Consider the following 13884-nt stretch of genomic DNA (forward strand, 5'->3'; position numbering starts at 1 on the left):
CTTTGGAGAGGGCTGGGGTGAGGCCTTTAAAATAGGCTCAACTGGTTTTGCGCGACCTTTAAATATTTACTGTTGGTATCTCCAAGAATGATATTCTTAAGATGAGGTGCGTCGGGTTCGTTAAGCAGGATAGGACTGTCGGCACAACGGATGAAATGCTTCGCCCTGTTGTAGGCAATACCGATCTTCTGTAACTGGTCGCTCCGCAGTTTTCCAAATTTGCGTGCCTGAACTATTTTATTAGCCGATTGCACGCCTATACCCGGAACACGCAGTATCATCCTGTAATCTGCGGTGTTAATGTCTATGGGGAATTGGTCAAGGTTACGAAGTGCCCAGCTTAATTTCGGGTCAATATCGGTATCCAGATGCGGATTCTTGCTGTTGAGCAGCTCTTTTACATTGAAGCCATAAAAACGCATCAGCCAGTCGGTTTGATAAAGTCGGTTTTCGCGAAGTAGCGGTGGCTGGCTGCCTATCACCGGCATACGCTCATCATAACTTATAGGAATGTAGCCTGAATAGTACACTCTTTTAAGTGAAAAGTTCTTATAATATTCATCGGCACTGTACATGATTTCCATGTCACTCTCAGGTGTAGCGCCAATAACCATTTGTGTGCTTTGGCCTGCAGGTACAAACTTGGGAACACTCTTGATGAGTCCCGTCTGTTTTTCATCTTTAAACTGGGTGATGGTGTCTTTTATAAAGCCCAATGGTTTTTTGACATCTTCGTGCGATTTATCGGGAGCCAGGAGTTTCAATCCTGCTTCGGTAGGCATTTCAAGGTTTATGCTCATACGGTCGGCATAGAGGCCGGCTTCGGTGAGTAGTTCAGGACTTGCTCCGGGAATGGTCTTAAGATGAATGTATCCGTTAAAGCGTTCTTCAAGGCGCAGCTTTTTTACAATGCGCACCAGGCGTTCCATGGTAAAGTCGGCATTCTTGAAAATACCCGAACTAAGGAATAATCCTTCGATATAATTGCGTCGGTAAAAGCTCATGGTGAGCTCTACGACTTCATCAACGGTAAAGGCGGCGCGTTTAACATCGTTGCTTTTGCGCGATACGCAAAAAGCACAATCATAAATGCAGTGGTTGGTCAGTAGTATTTTTAACAGCGATACACAGCGGCCATCTTCGGTATAGGTATGGCAAATGCCGCTACTGCTACTGTCGCCAATGCCTTTGTTGTCATTCTTTCGGTTGCCTCCGCTCGAAGAACAGGAAACGTCATATTTAGCGGCATCAGCAAGTATGTTGAGCTTTTCTCTTATCCTGTCGTACATAATGGGGGAGTGTTTCTACAAAAATACGCAATAACCATTCCGCCCAAAACTGAACAATTGTTAAAGTTGTGAGGGTAAAAAAAGCCCCGCTTTTCAGTGGGGCTCTGTATTAGTTTCTTAAAGCGTGCAGCCTGGCGACATACTTGCCTACCACATCAAACTCGAGATTTATTACAGTACCCGGTTTGATGGCGTTAAAATTAGTATGCTCATAAGTATAAGGGATGATCGCTACGCTAAACTCATTCTCTTTGGAGTTTACTACGGTCAGGCTTACGCCGTTTACAGTGATCGATCCTTTTTCTATAGTGATGTTGTTCGCTGCTTTATCATAGGCAAAAGTAAAGTACCAGCTTCCGTTGGCGTTTTCTACTGATTTGCAAACGCCTGTCTGGTCTACATGACCCTGAACGATGTGTCCGTCAAGCCTGTCGCCAAGTTTCATGGCGCGCTCCAGGTTTACGATACCTCCCACAGCCCAGTCTTTAAGATTGGTCTTTTCAAGGGTTTCTTTTATGGCAGTAACGGTATAGGTATCGTTGTTTATGGCTACTACGGTAAGGCATACACCATCATGGCTCACGCTCTGGTCTATCTTCAGTTCGTGCGTAATACCTGATGTTATGCTGATGTGAATATTATCGTTGTCTTTTGCTATTTCTTTTATCGTTCCCTGTGTTTCAATAATTCCTGTAAACATGCTGTTTATTTTACTAAATTTGTAGCCTCAAAAGTACAACAAAACACCATCATGACAAAAAAGGCAGAAAATGTGATCGTAGGTATATCAATAGGCGACCTTAACGGCGTTGGGTCGGAGGTAATCCTGAAAACCTTTGAAGATAACCGTATGCTGGAGTTTTGTACGCCGGTTATTTTTGGTAATGTGAAAGTATTATCTTTTATCAAAAAAAACTTTGAGCTTACCTGCAACCTTCATGGTATAGACAGCCTGGACCAGATGGTGATAGGCAAGATAAATGTGCTTAACATCTGGAAGGAAAGCGTAAACATCGAGTTTGGCAAGAATGATGAAACAATCGGTCAGTATGCCATCAAGTCGTTTACCGAGGCTGTTGCCGCACTTAAAGCAAAAAAAATAGACGTGCTGGTAACGGCACCTATCAATAAATACAATATACAGTCGGAAGACTTTAAATTCCCGGGACATACTGACTATCTTGATAAAGAGCTGGAAGGCGATGCACTGATGCTTATGGTTCAGGATAACCTGCGTGTAGGTTTGCTTACCGACCATATTCCGGTAAACGAAGTTTCGGCACACCTTACCGAAGCGCTTATCCGTAAAAAACTGATTACGGTAAACACTTCCCTTAAAAAGGATTTTGGCATTACTAAGCCAAAAATTGCTGTACTGGGTGTTAATCCGCACAGTGGTGATAACGGTGTGATTGGTAAAGAAGATGATGAGGTTGTAAAGCCTGCATTAAAGAAACTGTTTGAAGAAGGCGTGCTTGTTTTTGGGCCTTACTCTGCAGACAGCTTTTTTGGCAGTGGCCAATATGAAAAATATGATGCTGTTATAGCAGCCTATCATGACCAGGGGCTTATACCTTTTAAAACGCTTGCTTTTGGCGGCGGCGTAAACTATACGGCAGGTCTTGAAGCGATAAGGACATCACCTGATCACGGAACGGCTTATGACATAGCGGGCAAAGGGCTGGCCGATTTCAATTCGTTTAAAGAAGCACTGTATATGGCACTCGATATATATCATTCGAGAGAGCAATATGCCGAATTGACAAAAAACCCTCTGAAAATCAAGGAAAAGCAGTTGTAAACAAAAAAATGTTGATAACAGTTTTGGAATTGCGATAATTTTATATCTTTGCACGCTCAAAACTGTTGTAACGAATGAGTTGCGGTGTTTAAAGCCGTGAATATTGCGTTTAACAAATAAAAAAACCGACTGGAATGAAAGTGAATAAAGAATTTTTGATTCCGTTTGTGGGATTGAAACAAGGAAAGCACCAGTTCGAGTTTGAGATAAATAAAAAGTTCTTTGATGACTTTGGTTTTGATGAATATAACGACGTCAATATCAAAGTAGACTTAGTTTTGGAGAAAAAGATCATGATGCTGGAGCTTGGCTTTAAGCATAAAGGGACGGTAAACGTGCCTTGTGATATCACTAATGAGGATTTTGACTTGCCGGTAAAAGGCAAATTGAACCTTTTGGTGAAGTTTGGAGATGAGTATAACGACGATCACGATGAGATACTTGTCCTGCCGCATGGAGAATATCAGGTAGATGTAGCACAATACATTTATGAGATGATCGTACTGTCGGTTCCTTCAAAGCGAATACATCCGGGAGTTAAGGACGGTACCGTCGCCGCCGATATATTAGACAAACTGAACGAGCTTTCCCCGAAAGAGGAAGCAAAGAAAGAAGAAACAAAAGAAGATACAGATCCCCGATGGGACGAATTAAAAAAACTATTAACGGATAAATAATATAGTAAAATGGCACATCCTAAAAGAAAGACCTCGAAAACCAGAAGAGACAAGAGAAGAACACATTATAAAGCATCTGTTCCTCAAATCGCTACATGTCCTGTAACAGGAGAAGCACATTTGTACCACAGAGCTTACTGGCATGAAGGTAAAATGTACTACAGAGGCCAGGTTGTAATAGACAAAGCAGAAGCTGTAGCTTAATTGCAGTAAAAAAATAGGGTAAAACTCTCACGCCGTGAGAGTTTTTTTATTACATGCCGATTTTTTTAATTTAAAGGAGGCTGATTACAAATCTATTGCATTTTATTTTGTAATTTCCACCGCTTTTTCAAATTCCTCAACCTGAGATTGAAATATTTATCCTATGAGTAAAATAACAGCCGCCATTACAGCAGTAGGGGGATATGTTCCGGATTTCGTGTTATCTAACAAGGTTTTAGAAACAATGGTAGATACTAACGATGAGTGGATTACTTCCCGTACCGGCATTAAAGAAAGGCGCATTCTTAAAGATAAAGATAAAGGGACATCCTTTTTAGCTATACAAGCATCCCTGGACCTGATAAAAAAATCAGGGGTCAATCCTGCAGAGATTGACATGGTGCTTTTAGCAACTACAACACCGGATTTGCCGGTGGCCGCAACAGCTGTTTATGTTGCAACACAAATTGGGGCAGTAAATGCTTTTGCCTATGATCTTCAGGCAGCATGCTCCAGTTTTCTATACGGTATGAGTACCGCTGCAGCCTATATAGAATCAGGACGATACAAAAAAATCTTGGTTATAGGTGCAGATAAAATGTCTTCAATTATAGATTATACTGACAGGGCTACGTGCATCATCTTTGGTGATGGCGCAGGTGCTGCATTGTTTGAGCCTAATGATGAGGGTCTTGGGCTTCAGGACGAACTTTTAAGGAGCGATGGCATTGGCCGCGAATTCCTTAAAATTGAAGCAGGAGGTTCTTTACTGCCCGCATCTCATGAAACTATTGATAATGGACAGCATTTTGTACACCAGGATGGTAAAACGGTATTTAAATATGCTGTTTCTAATATGGCTGACGTTAGCGAAAAGATCATGCAGAGAAACGGTCTTGGTCATGACGATGTTAACTGGCTTATATCGCACCAGGCAAACAGGAGAATTATTGATGCAACAGCGTCAAGAATGGATCTTGATGAGTCTAAAGTACTTGTGAACATAGAAAAATACGGCAATACAACGTCGGCTACACTGCCTTTGCTGTTAAATGACTTCGAACATCTTTTTAAAAAGGGAGATAATCTTATCTTTGCTTCTTTTGGCGGAGGATTTACATGGGGTTCCATTTATCTTAAGTGGGCTTATGACAAAAAATAAACAAACAAACTATACACTATACAAAAACGGAAATTATGGATATTAGAGAGATTCAAAACCTAATCAAGTTTGTGGCGAAATCTGGTGCTACAGAAGTAAAGTTGGAGATGGATGATATTAAGATCACCATAAAAACAACTGAAGCAGGTGCTGCTGAAACTACAACTTACGTTCAGCACATGCCAATGGCTCAGCCAATGCAGCAATCTATTGCTCCTGCCGCTGCTCCAGCTGCACCTCAGGCTCCTGCCGCTGTTGCTCCTGCTGCAGATGAGAATTCAAAATACATTACTATCAAGTCACCTATTATTGGTACACTTTACAGAAAACCTTCTCCTGACAAACCGGTGTTTGTTGAGGTAGGAAGCACAATTTCTAAAGGTGATGTTGTTTGTGTTATCGAGGCAATGAAATTATTCAACGAGATCGAATCTGAAATATCTGGTAAAATCGTTAAGGTTTTAGTTGATGATGCTTCTCCGGTAGAGTTTGATCAGCCATTATTCTTAGTTGACCCGTCTTAATAATTTTAAATATTAAGTTTTAAACACCGGACTGAATAAGAAGGTGTTTAAATAATTAAAATTTACAATTCAAAATTTAAAATACAAAGACGATGTTCAAAAAAATATTAATTGCAAACAGGGGAGAGATTGCACTTCGTGTAATAAGAACCTGCAGGGAGATGGGTATCAAAACCGTTGCGGTTTACTCAACTGCTGATGCGGAAAGCCTTCACGTAAAATTTGCCGATGAGGCTGTTTGTATAGGCCCGCCGCCAAGCAACCTTTCTTATCTTAAGATTTCTAATATTATAGCTGCTGCAGAGATTACCAATGCAGACGCTATTCACCCGGGTTACGGGTTCTTGTCTGAAAACGCTAAGTTTTCTAAAATATGCGGTGAGCACGGTATCAAATTTATTGGTGCTTCTCCGGATATGATTGACAAGATGGGAGACAAAGCTACGGCTAAAGCTACCATGAAAGAAGCAGGTGTACCATGTGTACCGGGTTCTGACGGTCTTCTTGACTCGTATGAGCATGCTGAAAAACTTGCCAAAGAATTTGGCTACCCTGTAATGCTTAAAGCTACTGCCGGTGGTGGTGGTAAAGGTATGAGGGCTGTATGGAAACAAGACGAGCTGTTGAAAGCATGGGAGAGCGCTAAGCAGGAAGCTGCGGCCTCTTTTGGTAACGACGGTATGTACATGGAAAAACTTATCGAAGAGCCGCGCCACATCGAAATTCAGGTGGTAGGTGATTCTTTTGGTAAAGCATGTCACCTTTCTGAAAGGGATTGTTCTGTACAAAGACGTCACCAGAAGCTTACTGAAGAAACTCCGTCGCCATTTATGACAGATGAACTTCGTACTAAAATGGGTGACGCTGCTGTTAAGGCTGCTGAGTATATTAAATACGAAGGTGCCGGTACAGTTGAATTCCTTGTAGATAAACACAGGAATTTCTATTTCATGGAAATGAATACGCGTATACAGGTAGAGCACCCAATTACCGAGCAGGTAATTGATTATGACCTTATTCGTGAGCAGATACTTGTTGCCGCAGGTGTGCCTATTTCAGGTAAAAACTACCTTCCGCAACTACACTCTATCGAGTGTCGTATCAATGCCGAAGACCCGTATAATGATTTCCGTCCGTCTCCGGGCAAGATCACTACCCTGCACATGCCGGGTGGCCACGGTGTAAGACTTGATACTCATGTATACTCAGGTTACACTATTCCGCCAAACTACGATTCAATGATCGCTAAATTGATTACTACTGCCCAGACAAGGGAAGAAGCTATCAATAAAATGAAGCGTGCACTTGATGAGTTTGTTATTGAAGGTATCAAAACAACAATTCCTTTCCACAGGCAATTGATGGATGAGCCGGATTATGTAGCGGGTAACTATACTACAAAATTCATGGAATCTTTTAAAATGAAAGATCCTGCTTAATAAAACTAAGCCTCGCTGAAAAGTGAGGCTTTTTTATTTATATTAGTGCCTGAAAAAAAATGGCACAGAACTTGTCATGGCTATAAAAACTATAAAAACTATAAAAACTATAATTATGTTTAAGACACTTATTTCGGCAGCGAAAGCTATGGTTAGCGTAGTTGCTTTGGTACTTGCATTTACCATGAATGCATCGGCACAAGACCGCGCGGCTAATGGTGCTCAAAAAATGACTGATGGTATGAAAACTGAACTTTCGCTTACCGATGCCCAATACACAAAGGTGTTGGATGTTAATAAGAACTTTGAAAGTAAAAGGGATGAAGCCAGAAAAAGCAGTACCGATAGAAAGCAGGTTGCGCAAACTGTAAAATCTCTGAATGAAGAAAGGGAAGCCAATCTAAAAAAGATTCTTACCGAAGATCAGTACAAACTATATCTGGCTAAAAAAGAAGAAAAAAAGAAAGCTATGATGCAGCGATTTGGAGGTAATAAGGCTGGGGCAAAGGCTACTGATGCTAATTTGCAGCAGGGTAATACTAAGGCTGAAACTCAGATTAAGAGTACGGACAAGCAATAATAGTTGTATAGACTGTTCTTAGATAGTCAGTTTCAAAACAACTAACATATAAAAGCCTCGTTACCGGGGCTTTTTATATGTTACATGAATTCTTTTCTGTTATATTTGTAGCTAAGGCAGGCTCTCCGGCCTGATGCATTAACCATAAAATAAACAGAATGATCAAAAAAATTACTTCGGCTGCAAAAATGATTTTTGGTGCAGCTGCCCTTTTGCTTGCTTTGAGTACTACTGTTGTAGCTCAGGAAAAAGAAAAAGATATGATTGCTGAAGGCGCTAAAACATCGGCGGCTCAAATGAAGACGCAATTAACACTTAACGATAACCAGTACACACAGGTGGTTGATCTTAACAAAGCTTACCTGAAAAAAGTTAAGGATTGCAAAGCCTCAGGTGATACAGATATTGCAAAAGCAAAAAAGATGCAGGCTCTTAATGAAGAAAGAGACGGAAAGCTTAAATCGGTACTGACTGCAACCCAATATAAAAAATATGCAGCTGTAAGGGCTGATAATATAAAGAAGCTGAAAGAAGCTGCAAGTATTTAATACATTGACTCCCGCCTGGCGGGAGTTTTTTATAATAAAAAACCCTAAAACCGCTTAGGGTTTTTTTGTTGATGACTGTTCTATTTGGACCACGACCAACATATTGCTATGGAAACGTTATCATTACCGCATAAAGGCAGAGCCAAAGAATTTAAGGCTACACTGCATCCTGAGATTTCAAAAGAAATCACACATGTTAATTTTGAAGAAGTCGAGAGGCTGGGGTTTGAATCCCGTATCAGCCTGAAAGCAGTACTTTGGGCTGTGGCTTTTTTTATATTTTTTTTGGATATATATGTTACCAGTACTACTAATGACTGGTTTTTGTCAGGGGCTGCAATACTTTCGGTTTGTTTTTGCATCCTGTCCCTTATTCTAATAGACAGAAAGTTTTTTATTATCTTATACATGAATGATGGCAGCAGGACAAAAATTGAGGTTGCTAAAGATAATAAGGTAGCTGCCGAAGAGTTTGTTGCTTTAGTCAGCGAAAGAATATAATCGCCTGCTAAACATAAATAAAAAGCTCCCGTCAATACATTGCGGGAGCTTTTTTTAGAATTTTTCTGCTGAAGCCTTTTTCCAAAAGTATAATAGTTTTTTAGGAACTGTTTCTTCGTTAAGCAGTGAGCCTTCTTCAAGTTCAGGATAGGTTTCCATAAAAGTTTCGATCTTAGTACGATCTACCCTCATGCTGACAACGCTGCGGTCTACCTGGTCGGGGTGTTTTAATCCCGCCGAAGCCATGAGTTCCATCGCGCTTTTTACGGTCTCCTGCTGGAAACGGAATACCCGTACGCTTTTTTCTTCAGGGACGAGCCCCTTAACGAGTTTTGGGTCTTGAGTGGCTACTCCTGTAGGGCAGGTGTTTTTGTGGCACTCAAGGGCTTGTATGCATCCCAGGGCGAACATCATTCCACGTGCCGAGTTGCATAGGTCGGCGCCGGTGGCAAGTGTCTTTATAATATCAAAGCCGGTAACAATCTTTCCACTACAGATGATCTTCATTTGTTTTCGTATGCCAAAGCCCACCAGTGAGTCGTGTACAAAGGCCAGGGCATCGCGAAGCGGCATTCCCACGTGATCTGAATATTCCTGTGGAGCTGCACCTGTGCCACCTTCGGCACCATCTACGGTTATAAAATCCAGATAGGTTTGGGTTTCTACCATGGCTTTACAGATTGACAGGAACTCTGATTTGTTTCCTATGCATATCTTCATCCCCACAGGCTTGCCTCCGGATCCTTTACGCAATATTTTTATGAAATCCATCAGTTCCAGCGGGGTTGTAAACGCCGAGTGGTAGGCCGGGGAAACAATATCATGACCTTTACTCACAATACGTATCGCGGCAATCTCATCGGTTACCTTTTCTTTCGGCAGGATGCCTCCGTGTCCGGGTTTAGCTCCCTGAGAGAATTTTATCTCGATCATTTTTACTTTATCCAGAACGGCACGTTTAGCATATTCGTCATACGAGAAATTGCCTTCGCTATCGCGGCAGCTAAAATATCCTGTGCCTATGTTCCATACGATGTCACCTCCCGGTTCGAGGTGATAAGGAGACAGCCCACCTTCGCCTGTGTTGTGAAAGAAACCACCCTGCTTGGCTCCCGTGTTAAGGGCGATTATGGCATTTTTGCTCAGCGATCCGTAACTCATGGCGCTGATGTTGAAAAGGCTTGCATCATAGGGCTGTGCACACTGTTCTGATCCTATTCTTACTCTTGGATTATGGTCAATTTCGTTTAAAGGCAAGGCACGTATGCTGTGGTTTATCCACTGATAGCCTATTTCATACATGTCCAGCTGGGTGCCAAAGGGCGTTGTGTCAGTTTCTTTTTTACTGCGTGCATAAATGAGGCTTCTCTCCAAACGGTTAAATGGTTTGCCGTCGAGGTCGGTCTCTATAAAATACTGGCGTATTTCGGGGCCGATGGACTCCAGAAGGTAACGCATTCTGCCTAATAGTGGAAAGTTACGTCGAATCGATTTTTTGGATTGGTACATGTCATAAAATCCCATAATGATAAGTGGGAGGAATATGAGCAGTAAAAAAACAGATTTCCAGTTAATGTAGGTAAGCAGTGCAATTATAGACAGCGAAGTAAGTGTAAAGACAAGAAATACTTTTCTCATATCCTGACCTGTATTATGCTTTTAGCAATAAAAGCGGTTAGTTTTTGTTTTATTGGCAATTTGCCTAATAACAAAGATAGCAAGTATTTTTGCAGCTTTATCTTGGAAACAGTATAAATTGAGGGCATAAAAAATCCCGAAGCAGTACTTCGGGATCTGTTAAGAATCACAAATGTGATTATTGTTTTATGTTAAGCTTTTTAGCAAGTGAAGATGGAATTCCACCTTTGTTTAGCAAAATAGCTGTAGACTTATATTTTACAAAATTTTTAGTCATGTACATATAACCTTTGTAGTCGTTAGAAGCTCCCCAAGAGTTTTTGATGATATAGTACTCTTTACCACCCTGGTCTTTTGCAATACCTACAATGTGCATTCCGTGGTCGTCCTGAGTGCTGTAGTTGTCAAATGCTTTCTGACGGATCTCTTCTGTGATCTCAAGTTCATCTTTAGGGCCTAAGAACATACCTTCTTTTTCTTCAGGAGTCATATCAGCAACATTTTTAGCAGGAATGTAAGCTACACCGTTTTTCCAGCTGAATCCTTTTTCGCTAACATCACCTGCCCAACCAACTGTATAGCCGTTTTTAAGTGCGTTGTCAATAACATCGGTAAGCTCATTAAGCTTTACGTTATATACCTGGTCAAGCGACCAGTTGTCCGGCACCATAAGTACAAACTTAGAATAATATGGGTGGTCAGTGAATGAAGATAGTTCTACATAATCATCCGGGTTGATGCCAATAACATCCTTAGCGAATGTTTGTGGTGTATATTTTTTTCCTTTCCACTCAAAGTTTTGAGGCACTTCACCAAGGTAAGAGTCAATAACGCCTGTATAGGCTTTTATCCAGTTTGGAGAAAGCTCGCCGTTAGGGTTTTTAACTACTGCTTCAAGAACTCCCTGTCCCATAGCCTGCATTTCTGCAAACTTGTTGCTGGTAGTTCCGTAGTTAAGGCCTGTGTAAAGGTTTTGCGGAAGCGCGCCATACTGGCGGTACATATTGATTACATCGTGAAGGGCTCCACCGTCACCAAGAGTGATGGCGCCATGCATGCGTACATAGTTCTTGCCTTTCTCGATATAAGCGTTACGAGCTGTATATATCTGTGATATCTCAACAGGCTGTTTGCCCATGCGGATCATTTCTGACTCAAGGAAAGAGTTAGCAGAGTAGCTCCAGCAAGTTCCTGAAGATCCCTGGCTTTTTACCGGAGTGTTCTCGATGTTGATAACATCGGTAAATTTAAATGCAGCAGCACTGTTTGTACTCTGGTTATTTTTTAATGAATTTACAAGATAGTCCTGTGCAAAGCCCGTCTGCATTCCCGCAAAAAGCAACGCAGTTGCTACAAGCGGTTTAACTGAAAAATTATACATTATAATAAACTAGTTTGTTATTAGATTTTTTTAACCGCGCTAAAATACGGAAAATATATAAAAATGGTGCTTTTTTTGAGCTTTCTATAAAGTTTCCTTCAGCCATTTGAAAAACTCACGTTGCCATACCATTGCGTTTTGTGGTTTTAGCACCCAGTGGTTTTCTTCCGGGAAAAGCATGAAACGGCTTTTAATGTTCCTAAGCTGTGCTGCCTGAAAAGCTTCCTGTCCCTGCCCGATAGGTACACGGAAGTCAATGCCTCCCTGTATAACAAATATTGGTGTATTCCACTTATCAACGTTGTTGATAGGGTTAAATTGCGTATAGGTTTTTTGTGCCGCAGCATTGTTTTTATCCCAGTATGGTCCGCCACTGTCCCAGTCAGTAAAGAATACCTCTTCGGTCGTTCCGTACATACTCTGAAGGTTGAATACCCCACAGTGCGAAATGAAAGTCTTGAATCTGTTATTGTGAATTCCTGCAAGGTAGAATACTGAATATCCGCCATAGCTGGCACCTACAGCACCAAGCCTCGCTTTATCTACATAGCTTTCTTTCGCCACATCGTCGATTGCCGAAAGATAATCGTCCATAACCTGGCCACCCCAGTCTTTACTTATGGCTTCGTTCCATTCTACACCATGGCCCGGCATACCACGACGGTTAGGCGCTACGACGATATAGCCCTGTGCTGCCATAACCTGAAAGTTCCATCGGAAAGAATAGAACTGCGTAAGCGCACTTTGAGGGCCTCCCTGACAATATAATAGGGTAGGGTATTTCTTTTTAGCATCAAAGTTTGGCGGAAGCACTACCCATACCAGCATTTTTTTGCCATCGGTAGTTGTTACATAGCGCTTTTCGGTTTTGCTCATGGCAATTCCGGCGTATGCTGTATTATTTACTTTAGAAAGCTGTGCCCATTTTTTCTTCTTAAGGTCATAGCTGTATATTTCAGACGCGTGGTTCATGTCGGTGCGCTCCACTATTATTTTGTCTCCACTGAAACCAACGATTCCGTTAACGTCAAAAATACCATCAGTAAGTTGTCTTACAGTAATGGCGATTTTTGTCAGCCCCGGGAAGTTAACTTCAAACAGTTGTTTGGTGCCATCTGTAGCGGCAAGAAAATAAACTTTCTTTCCGTCGGGGCTCCATGTAAAGCTGTCAACCGTGCCATCCCATGCTGCAGTCAGGTTCATGTCCATGCCTTTAAAACGAACAATAATATCGTTTTTGTCAGCCTCATAACCGTCACGTTTCATTTGCAGCCATGTCAGGTCGCCACTTGGCGAATAACCAGGCGCTGTGTCATAACCCGGATTTTTTGGGGTAAGGTTTACGGTTTTCTTAGTGTCAAGATTGTATTCATACAGGTCAGTGTTTGTGCTTGTAGCATAAGCTGTTCCTGCTTTTTTCTTGCACACATACACAATGCTTTTGCCATCAGGTGACCAGGTATAATCTTCTTCGCCACCATGAGGTTTTTGCGGAGAATCATACGGTTCGTTTGGCATGACGTCAACAAATGAAGCTTTGTCTTTGTCGTCTACTTTTGTGTAGCCCACATGGTTGTGTGTGCCATCGTTGTAAGTGTCCCAGTGGCGGTAGTCAAGTCCGTCATAAACCTGTACATTGCTTTTGTCAAGTTCAGGATAGATGTCCTTTCCAAGTACTTTGTCTACTTTAACTTCTTTTGACGTAAGCGCCCATTTGCCATCGGCAGAAACATATTTGTCATTCAGCAGTTCTTTGTATTCCTTAACCTCGGTGGCTGTACCGCCATTTACCGGAATGGTATAGAATTTAGAGGCCGATTTGTTCTCCTCCATGTTTGGAGTCGAAACCTTATAGACAATGTTCTTTCCGTCTTTGGTAATGCCCAGCGCGCTTACGCGTCCCAGCTTCCAAAGCAGTTCGGGTGTCATGTTTTGTTGTGCCGAAGCCGTTAATCCCATGATGCTTACAGTTAATAGTAGAAGTTTTTTCATTGAAAACAATTTTAATAAGGGGCTAAAAGTAATGATTTTCTTTGATTGTTTTGTTTATGTATTGCTGATGTCTTTTGTTATAGGTCTGAATTAAACATTCTTTTTTGTGTTAAATGTTTGTAAATAGTGCAAAAGAATAGCCTAAAAA

General features: G+C 41.5%; 14 protein-coding genes. 9 read left to right on the forward strand and 5 right to left on the reverse strand.

Going from position 1 to position 13884, the window contains the following annotated elements; translation table 11 throughout:
* Nucleotides 1-26 precede the first annotated feature (26 nt).
* Together ACX0HA_RS13715 and ACX0HA_RS13720 are read right to left on the reverse strand one after the other, a co-directional pair.
* Complete coding sequence (locus ACX0HA_RS13715) at nucleotides 27-1289, reverse strand: putative DNA modification/repair radical SAM protein (protein ID WP_458845859.1); 1263 nt, start codon at nucleotides 1287-1289, stop codon at nucleotides 27-29.
* A 109-nt stretch (nucleotides 1290-1398) separates the two neighbouring features.
* The gene (locus ACX0HA_RS13720) at nucleotides 1399-1989 is read right to left on the reverse strand and encodes a riboflavin synthase (RefSeq protein ID WP_458845860.1); all 591 of its coding nucleotides are present in this window, start codon (nucleotides 1987-1989) and stop codon (nucleotides 1399-1401) included.
* A gap of 51 nt (nucleotides 1990-2040) precedes the next feature.
* On the opposite strand from ACX0HA_RS13720, the gene pdxA reads away from it, so the two are divergent.
* The 9 genes from pdxA (at nucleotide 2041) to ACX0HA_RS13765 (ending at nucleotide 8725) form a co-directional block, all read left to right on the forward strand.
* Nucleotides 2041-3090 carry a 4-hydroxythreonine-4-phosphate dehydrogenase PdxA gene (pdxA, locus tag ACX0HA_RS13725; protein ID WP_458845861.1) on the forward strand — a complete coding sequence of 350 codons (1050 nt, stop codon included), beginning with the start codon at nucleotides 2041-2043 and terminating at the stop codon, nucleotides 3088-3090.
* A 134-nt stretch (nucleotides 3091-3224) separates the two neighbouring features.
* Nucleotides 3225-3767 carry a YceD family protein gene (locus tag ACX0HA_RS13730; protein ID WP_458845862.1) on the forward strand — a complete coding sequence of 181 codons (543 nt, stop codon included), beginning with the start codon at nucleotides 3225-3227 and terminating at the stop codon, nucleotides 3765-3767.
* A gap of 9 nt (nucleotides 3768-3776) precedes the next feature.
* Nucleotides 3777-3971: a 50S ribosomal protein L32 gene (rpmF, locus tag ACX0HA_RS13735; protein WP_026993360.1), complete on the forward strand. Its 195-nt coding sequence runs from the start codon at nucleotides 3777-3779 to the stop codon at nucleotides 3969-3971.
* Between the two features lie 163 nt (nucleotides 3972-4134).
* Complete coding sequence (locus tag ACX0HA_RS13740) at nucleotides 4135-5133, forward strand: beta-ketoacyl-ACP synthase III (protein WP_458845863.1); 999 nt, start codon at nucleotides 4135-4137, stop codon at nucleotides 5131-5133.
* Between the two features lie 35 nt (nucleotides 5134-5168).
* Nucleotides 5169-5657 (forward strand): acetyl-CoA carboxylase biotin carboxyl carrier protein, encoded by a 489-nt coding sequence (gene accB / locus ACX0HA_RS13745; protein WP_458845864.1) that lies wholly within the window; start codon nucleotides 5169-5171, stop codon nucleotides 5655-5657.
* Nucleotides 5658-5749: 92 nt separating this feature from the next.
* Entirely contained in the window at nucleotides 5750-7096 is a 1347-nt protein-coding gene (gene accC, locus ACX0HA_RS13750; protein WP_458845865.1) for an acetyl-CoA carboxylase biotin carboxylase subunit, read from the forward strand.
* A gap of 115 nt (nucleotides 7097-7211) precedes the next feature.
* Nucleotides 7212-7676 (forward strand): hypothetical protein, encoded by a 465-nt coding sequence (locus tag ACX0HA_RS13755; RefSeq protein ID WP_458845866.1) that lies wholly within the window; start codon nucleotides 7212-7214, stop codon nucleotides 7674-7676.
* 158 nt (nucleotides 7677-7834) lie between these two features.
* Nucleotides 7835-8224, forward strand: a complete 390-nt coding sequence (locus ACX0HA_RS13760; RefSeq protein WP_458845867.1) for a hypothetical protein — start codon at nucleotides 7835-7837, stop codon at nucleotides 8222-8224.
* 108 nt (nucleotides 8225-8332) lie between these two features.
* Entirely contained in the window at nucleotides 8333-8725 is a 393-nt protein-coding gene (locus ACX0HA_RS13765; protein ID WP_458845868.1) for a hypothetical protein, read from the forward strand.
* A 54-nt stretch (nucleotides 8726-8779) separates the two neighbouring features.
* Here ACX0HA_RS13765 and ACX0HA_RS13770 read toward each other — a convergent pair whose 3' ends face one another.
* From ACX0HA_RS13770 to ACX0HA_RS13780, 3 genes are all read right to left on the reverse strand, one after another.
* Complete coding sequence (locus tag ACX0HA_RS13770) at nucleotides 8780-10363, reverse strand: FMN-binding glutamate synthase family protein (RefSeq protein WP_458845869.1); 1584 nt, start codon at nucleotides 10361-10363, stop codon at nucleotides 8780-8782.
* Nucleotides 10364-10541: 178 nt separating this feature from the next.
* Nucleotides 10542-11744, reverse strand: coding sequence for a C1 family peptidase (locus tag ACX0HA_RS13775; RefSeq protein WP_458845870.1), 1203 nt, complete (start codon nucleotides 11742-11744; stop codon nucleotides 10542-10544).
* Nucleotides 11745-11828: 84 nt separating this feature from the next.
* Nucleotides 11829-13736, reverse strand: a complete 1908-nt coding sequence (locus ACX0HA_RS13780) for a S9 family peptidase (protein WP_458845871.1) — start codon at nucleotides 13734-13736, stop codon at nucleotides 11829-11831.
* Between the last annotated feature and the right edge of the window lie 148 nt (nucleotides 13737-13884).

Source organism: Flavobacterium hauense, from assembly GCF_054457175.1.

What these genes read in the sequence shown, in the direction of transcription:
- ACX0HA_RS13715 (WP_458845859.1), bottom strand. Translation starts at nt 1,289, where the DNA reads ATGTACGACAGGATAAGAGAAAAGCTCAACATACTTGCTGATGCCGCT.
- ACX0HA_RS13720 (WP_458845860.1), bottom strand. Translation starts at nt 1,989, where the DNA reads ATGTTTACAGGAATTATTGAAACACAGGGAACGATAAAAGAAATAGCA.
- pdxA (WP_458845861.1), top strand. Translation starts at nt 2,041, where the DNA reads ATGACAAAAAAGGCAGAAAATGTGATCGTAGGTATATCAATAGGCGAC.
- ACX0HA_RS13730 (WP_458845862.1), top strand. Translation starts at nt 3,225, where the DNA reads ATGAAAGTGAATAAAGAATTTTTGATTCCGTTTGTGGGATTGAAACAA.
- rpmF (WP_026993360.1), top strand. Translation starts at nt 3,777, where the DNA reads ATGGCACATCCTAAAAGAAAGACCTCGAAAACCAGAAGAGACAAGAGA.
- ACX0HA_RS13740 (WP_458845863.1), top strand. Translation starts at nt 4,135, where the DNA reads ATGAGTAAAATAACAGCCGCCATTACAGCAGTAGGGGGATATGTTCCG.
- accB (WP_458845864.1), top strand. Translation starts at nt 5,169, where the DNA reads ATGGATATTAGAGAGATTCAAAACCTAATCAAGTTTGTGGCGAAATCT.
- accC (WP_458845865.1), top strand. Translation starts at nt 5,750, where the DNA reads ATGTTCAAAAAAATATTAATTGCAAACAGGGGAGAGATTGCACTTCGT.
- ACX0HA_RS13755 (WP_458845866.1), top strand. Translation starts at nt 7,212, where the DNA reads ATGTTTAAGACACTTATTTCGGCAGCGAAAGCTATGGTTAGCGTAGTT.
- ACX0HA_RS13760 (WP_458845867.1), top strand. Translation starts at nt 7,835, where the DNA reads ATGATCAAAAAAATTACTTCGGCTGCAAAAATGATTTTTGGTGCAGCT.
- ACX0HA_RS13765 (WP_458845868.1), top strand. Translation starts at nt 8,333, where the DNA reads ATGGAAACGTTATCATTACCGCATAAAGGCAGAGCCAAAGAATTTAAG.
- ACX0HA_RS13770 (WP_458845869.1), bottom strand. Translation starts at nt 10,363, where the DNA reads ATGAGAAAAGTATTTCTTGTCTTTACACTTACTTCGCTGTCTATAATT.
- ACX0HA_RS13775 (WP_458845870.1), bottom strand. Translation starts at nt 11,744, where the DNA reads ATGTATAATTTTTCAGTTAAACCGCTTGTAGCAACTGCGTTGCTTTTT.
- ACX0HA_RS13780 (WP_458845871.1), bottom strand. Translation starts at nt 13,736, where the DNA reads ATGAAAAAACTTCTACTATTAACTGTAAGCATCATGGGATTAACGGCT.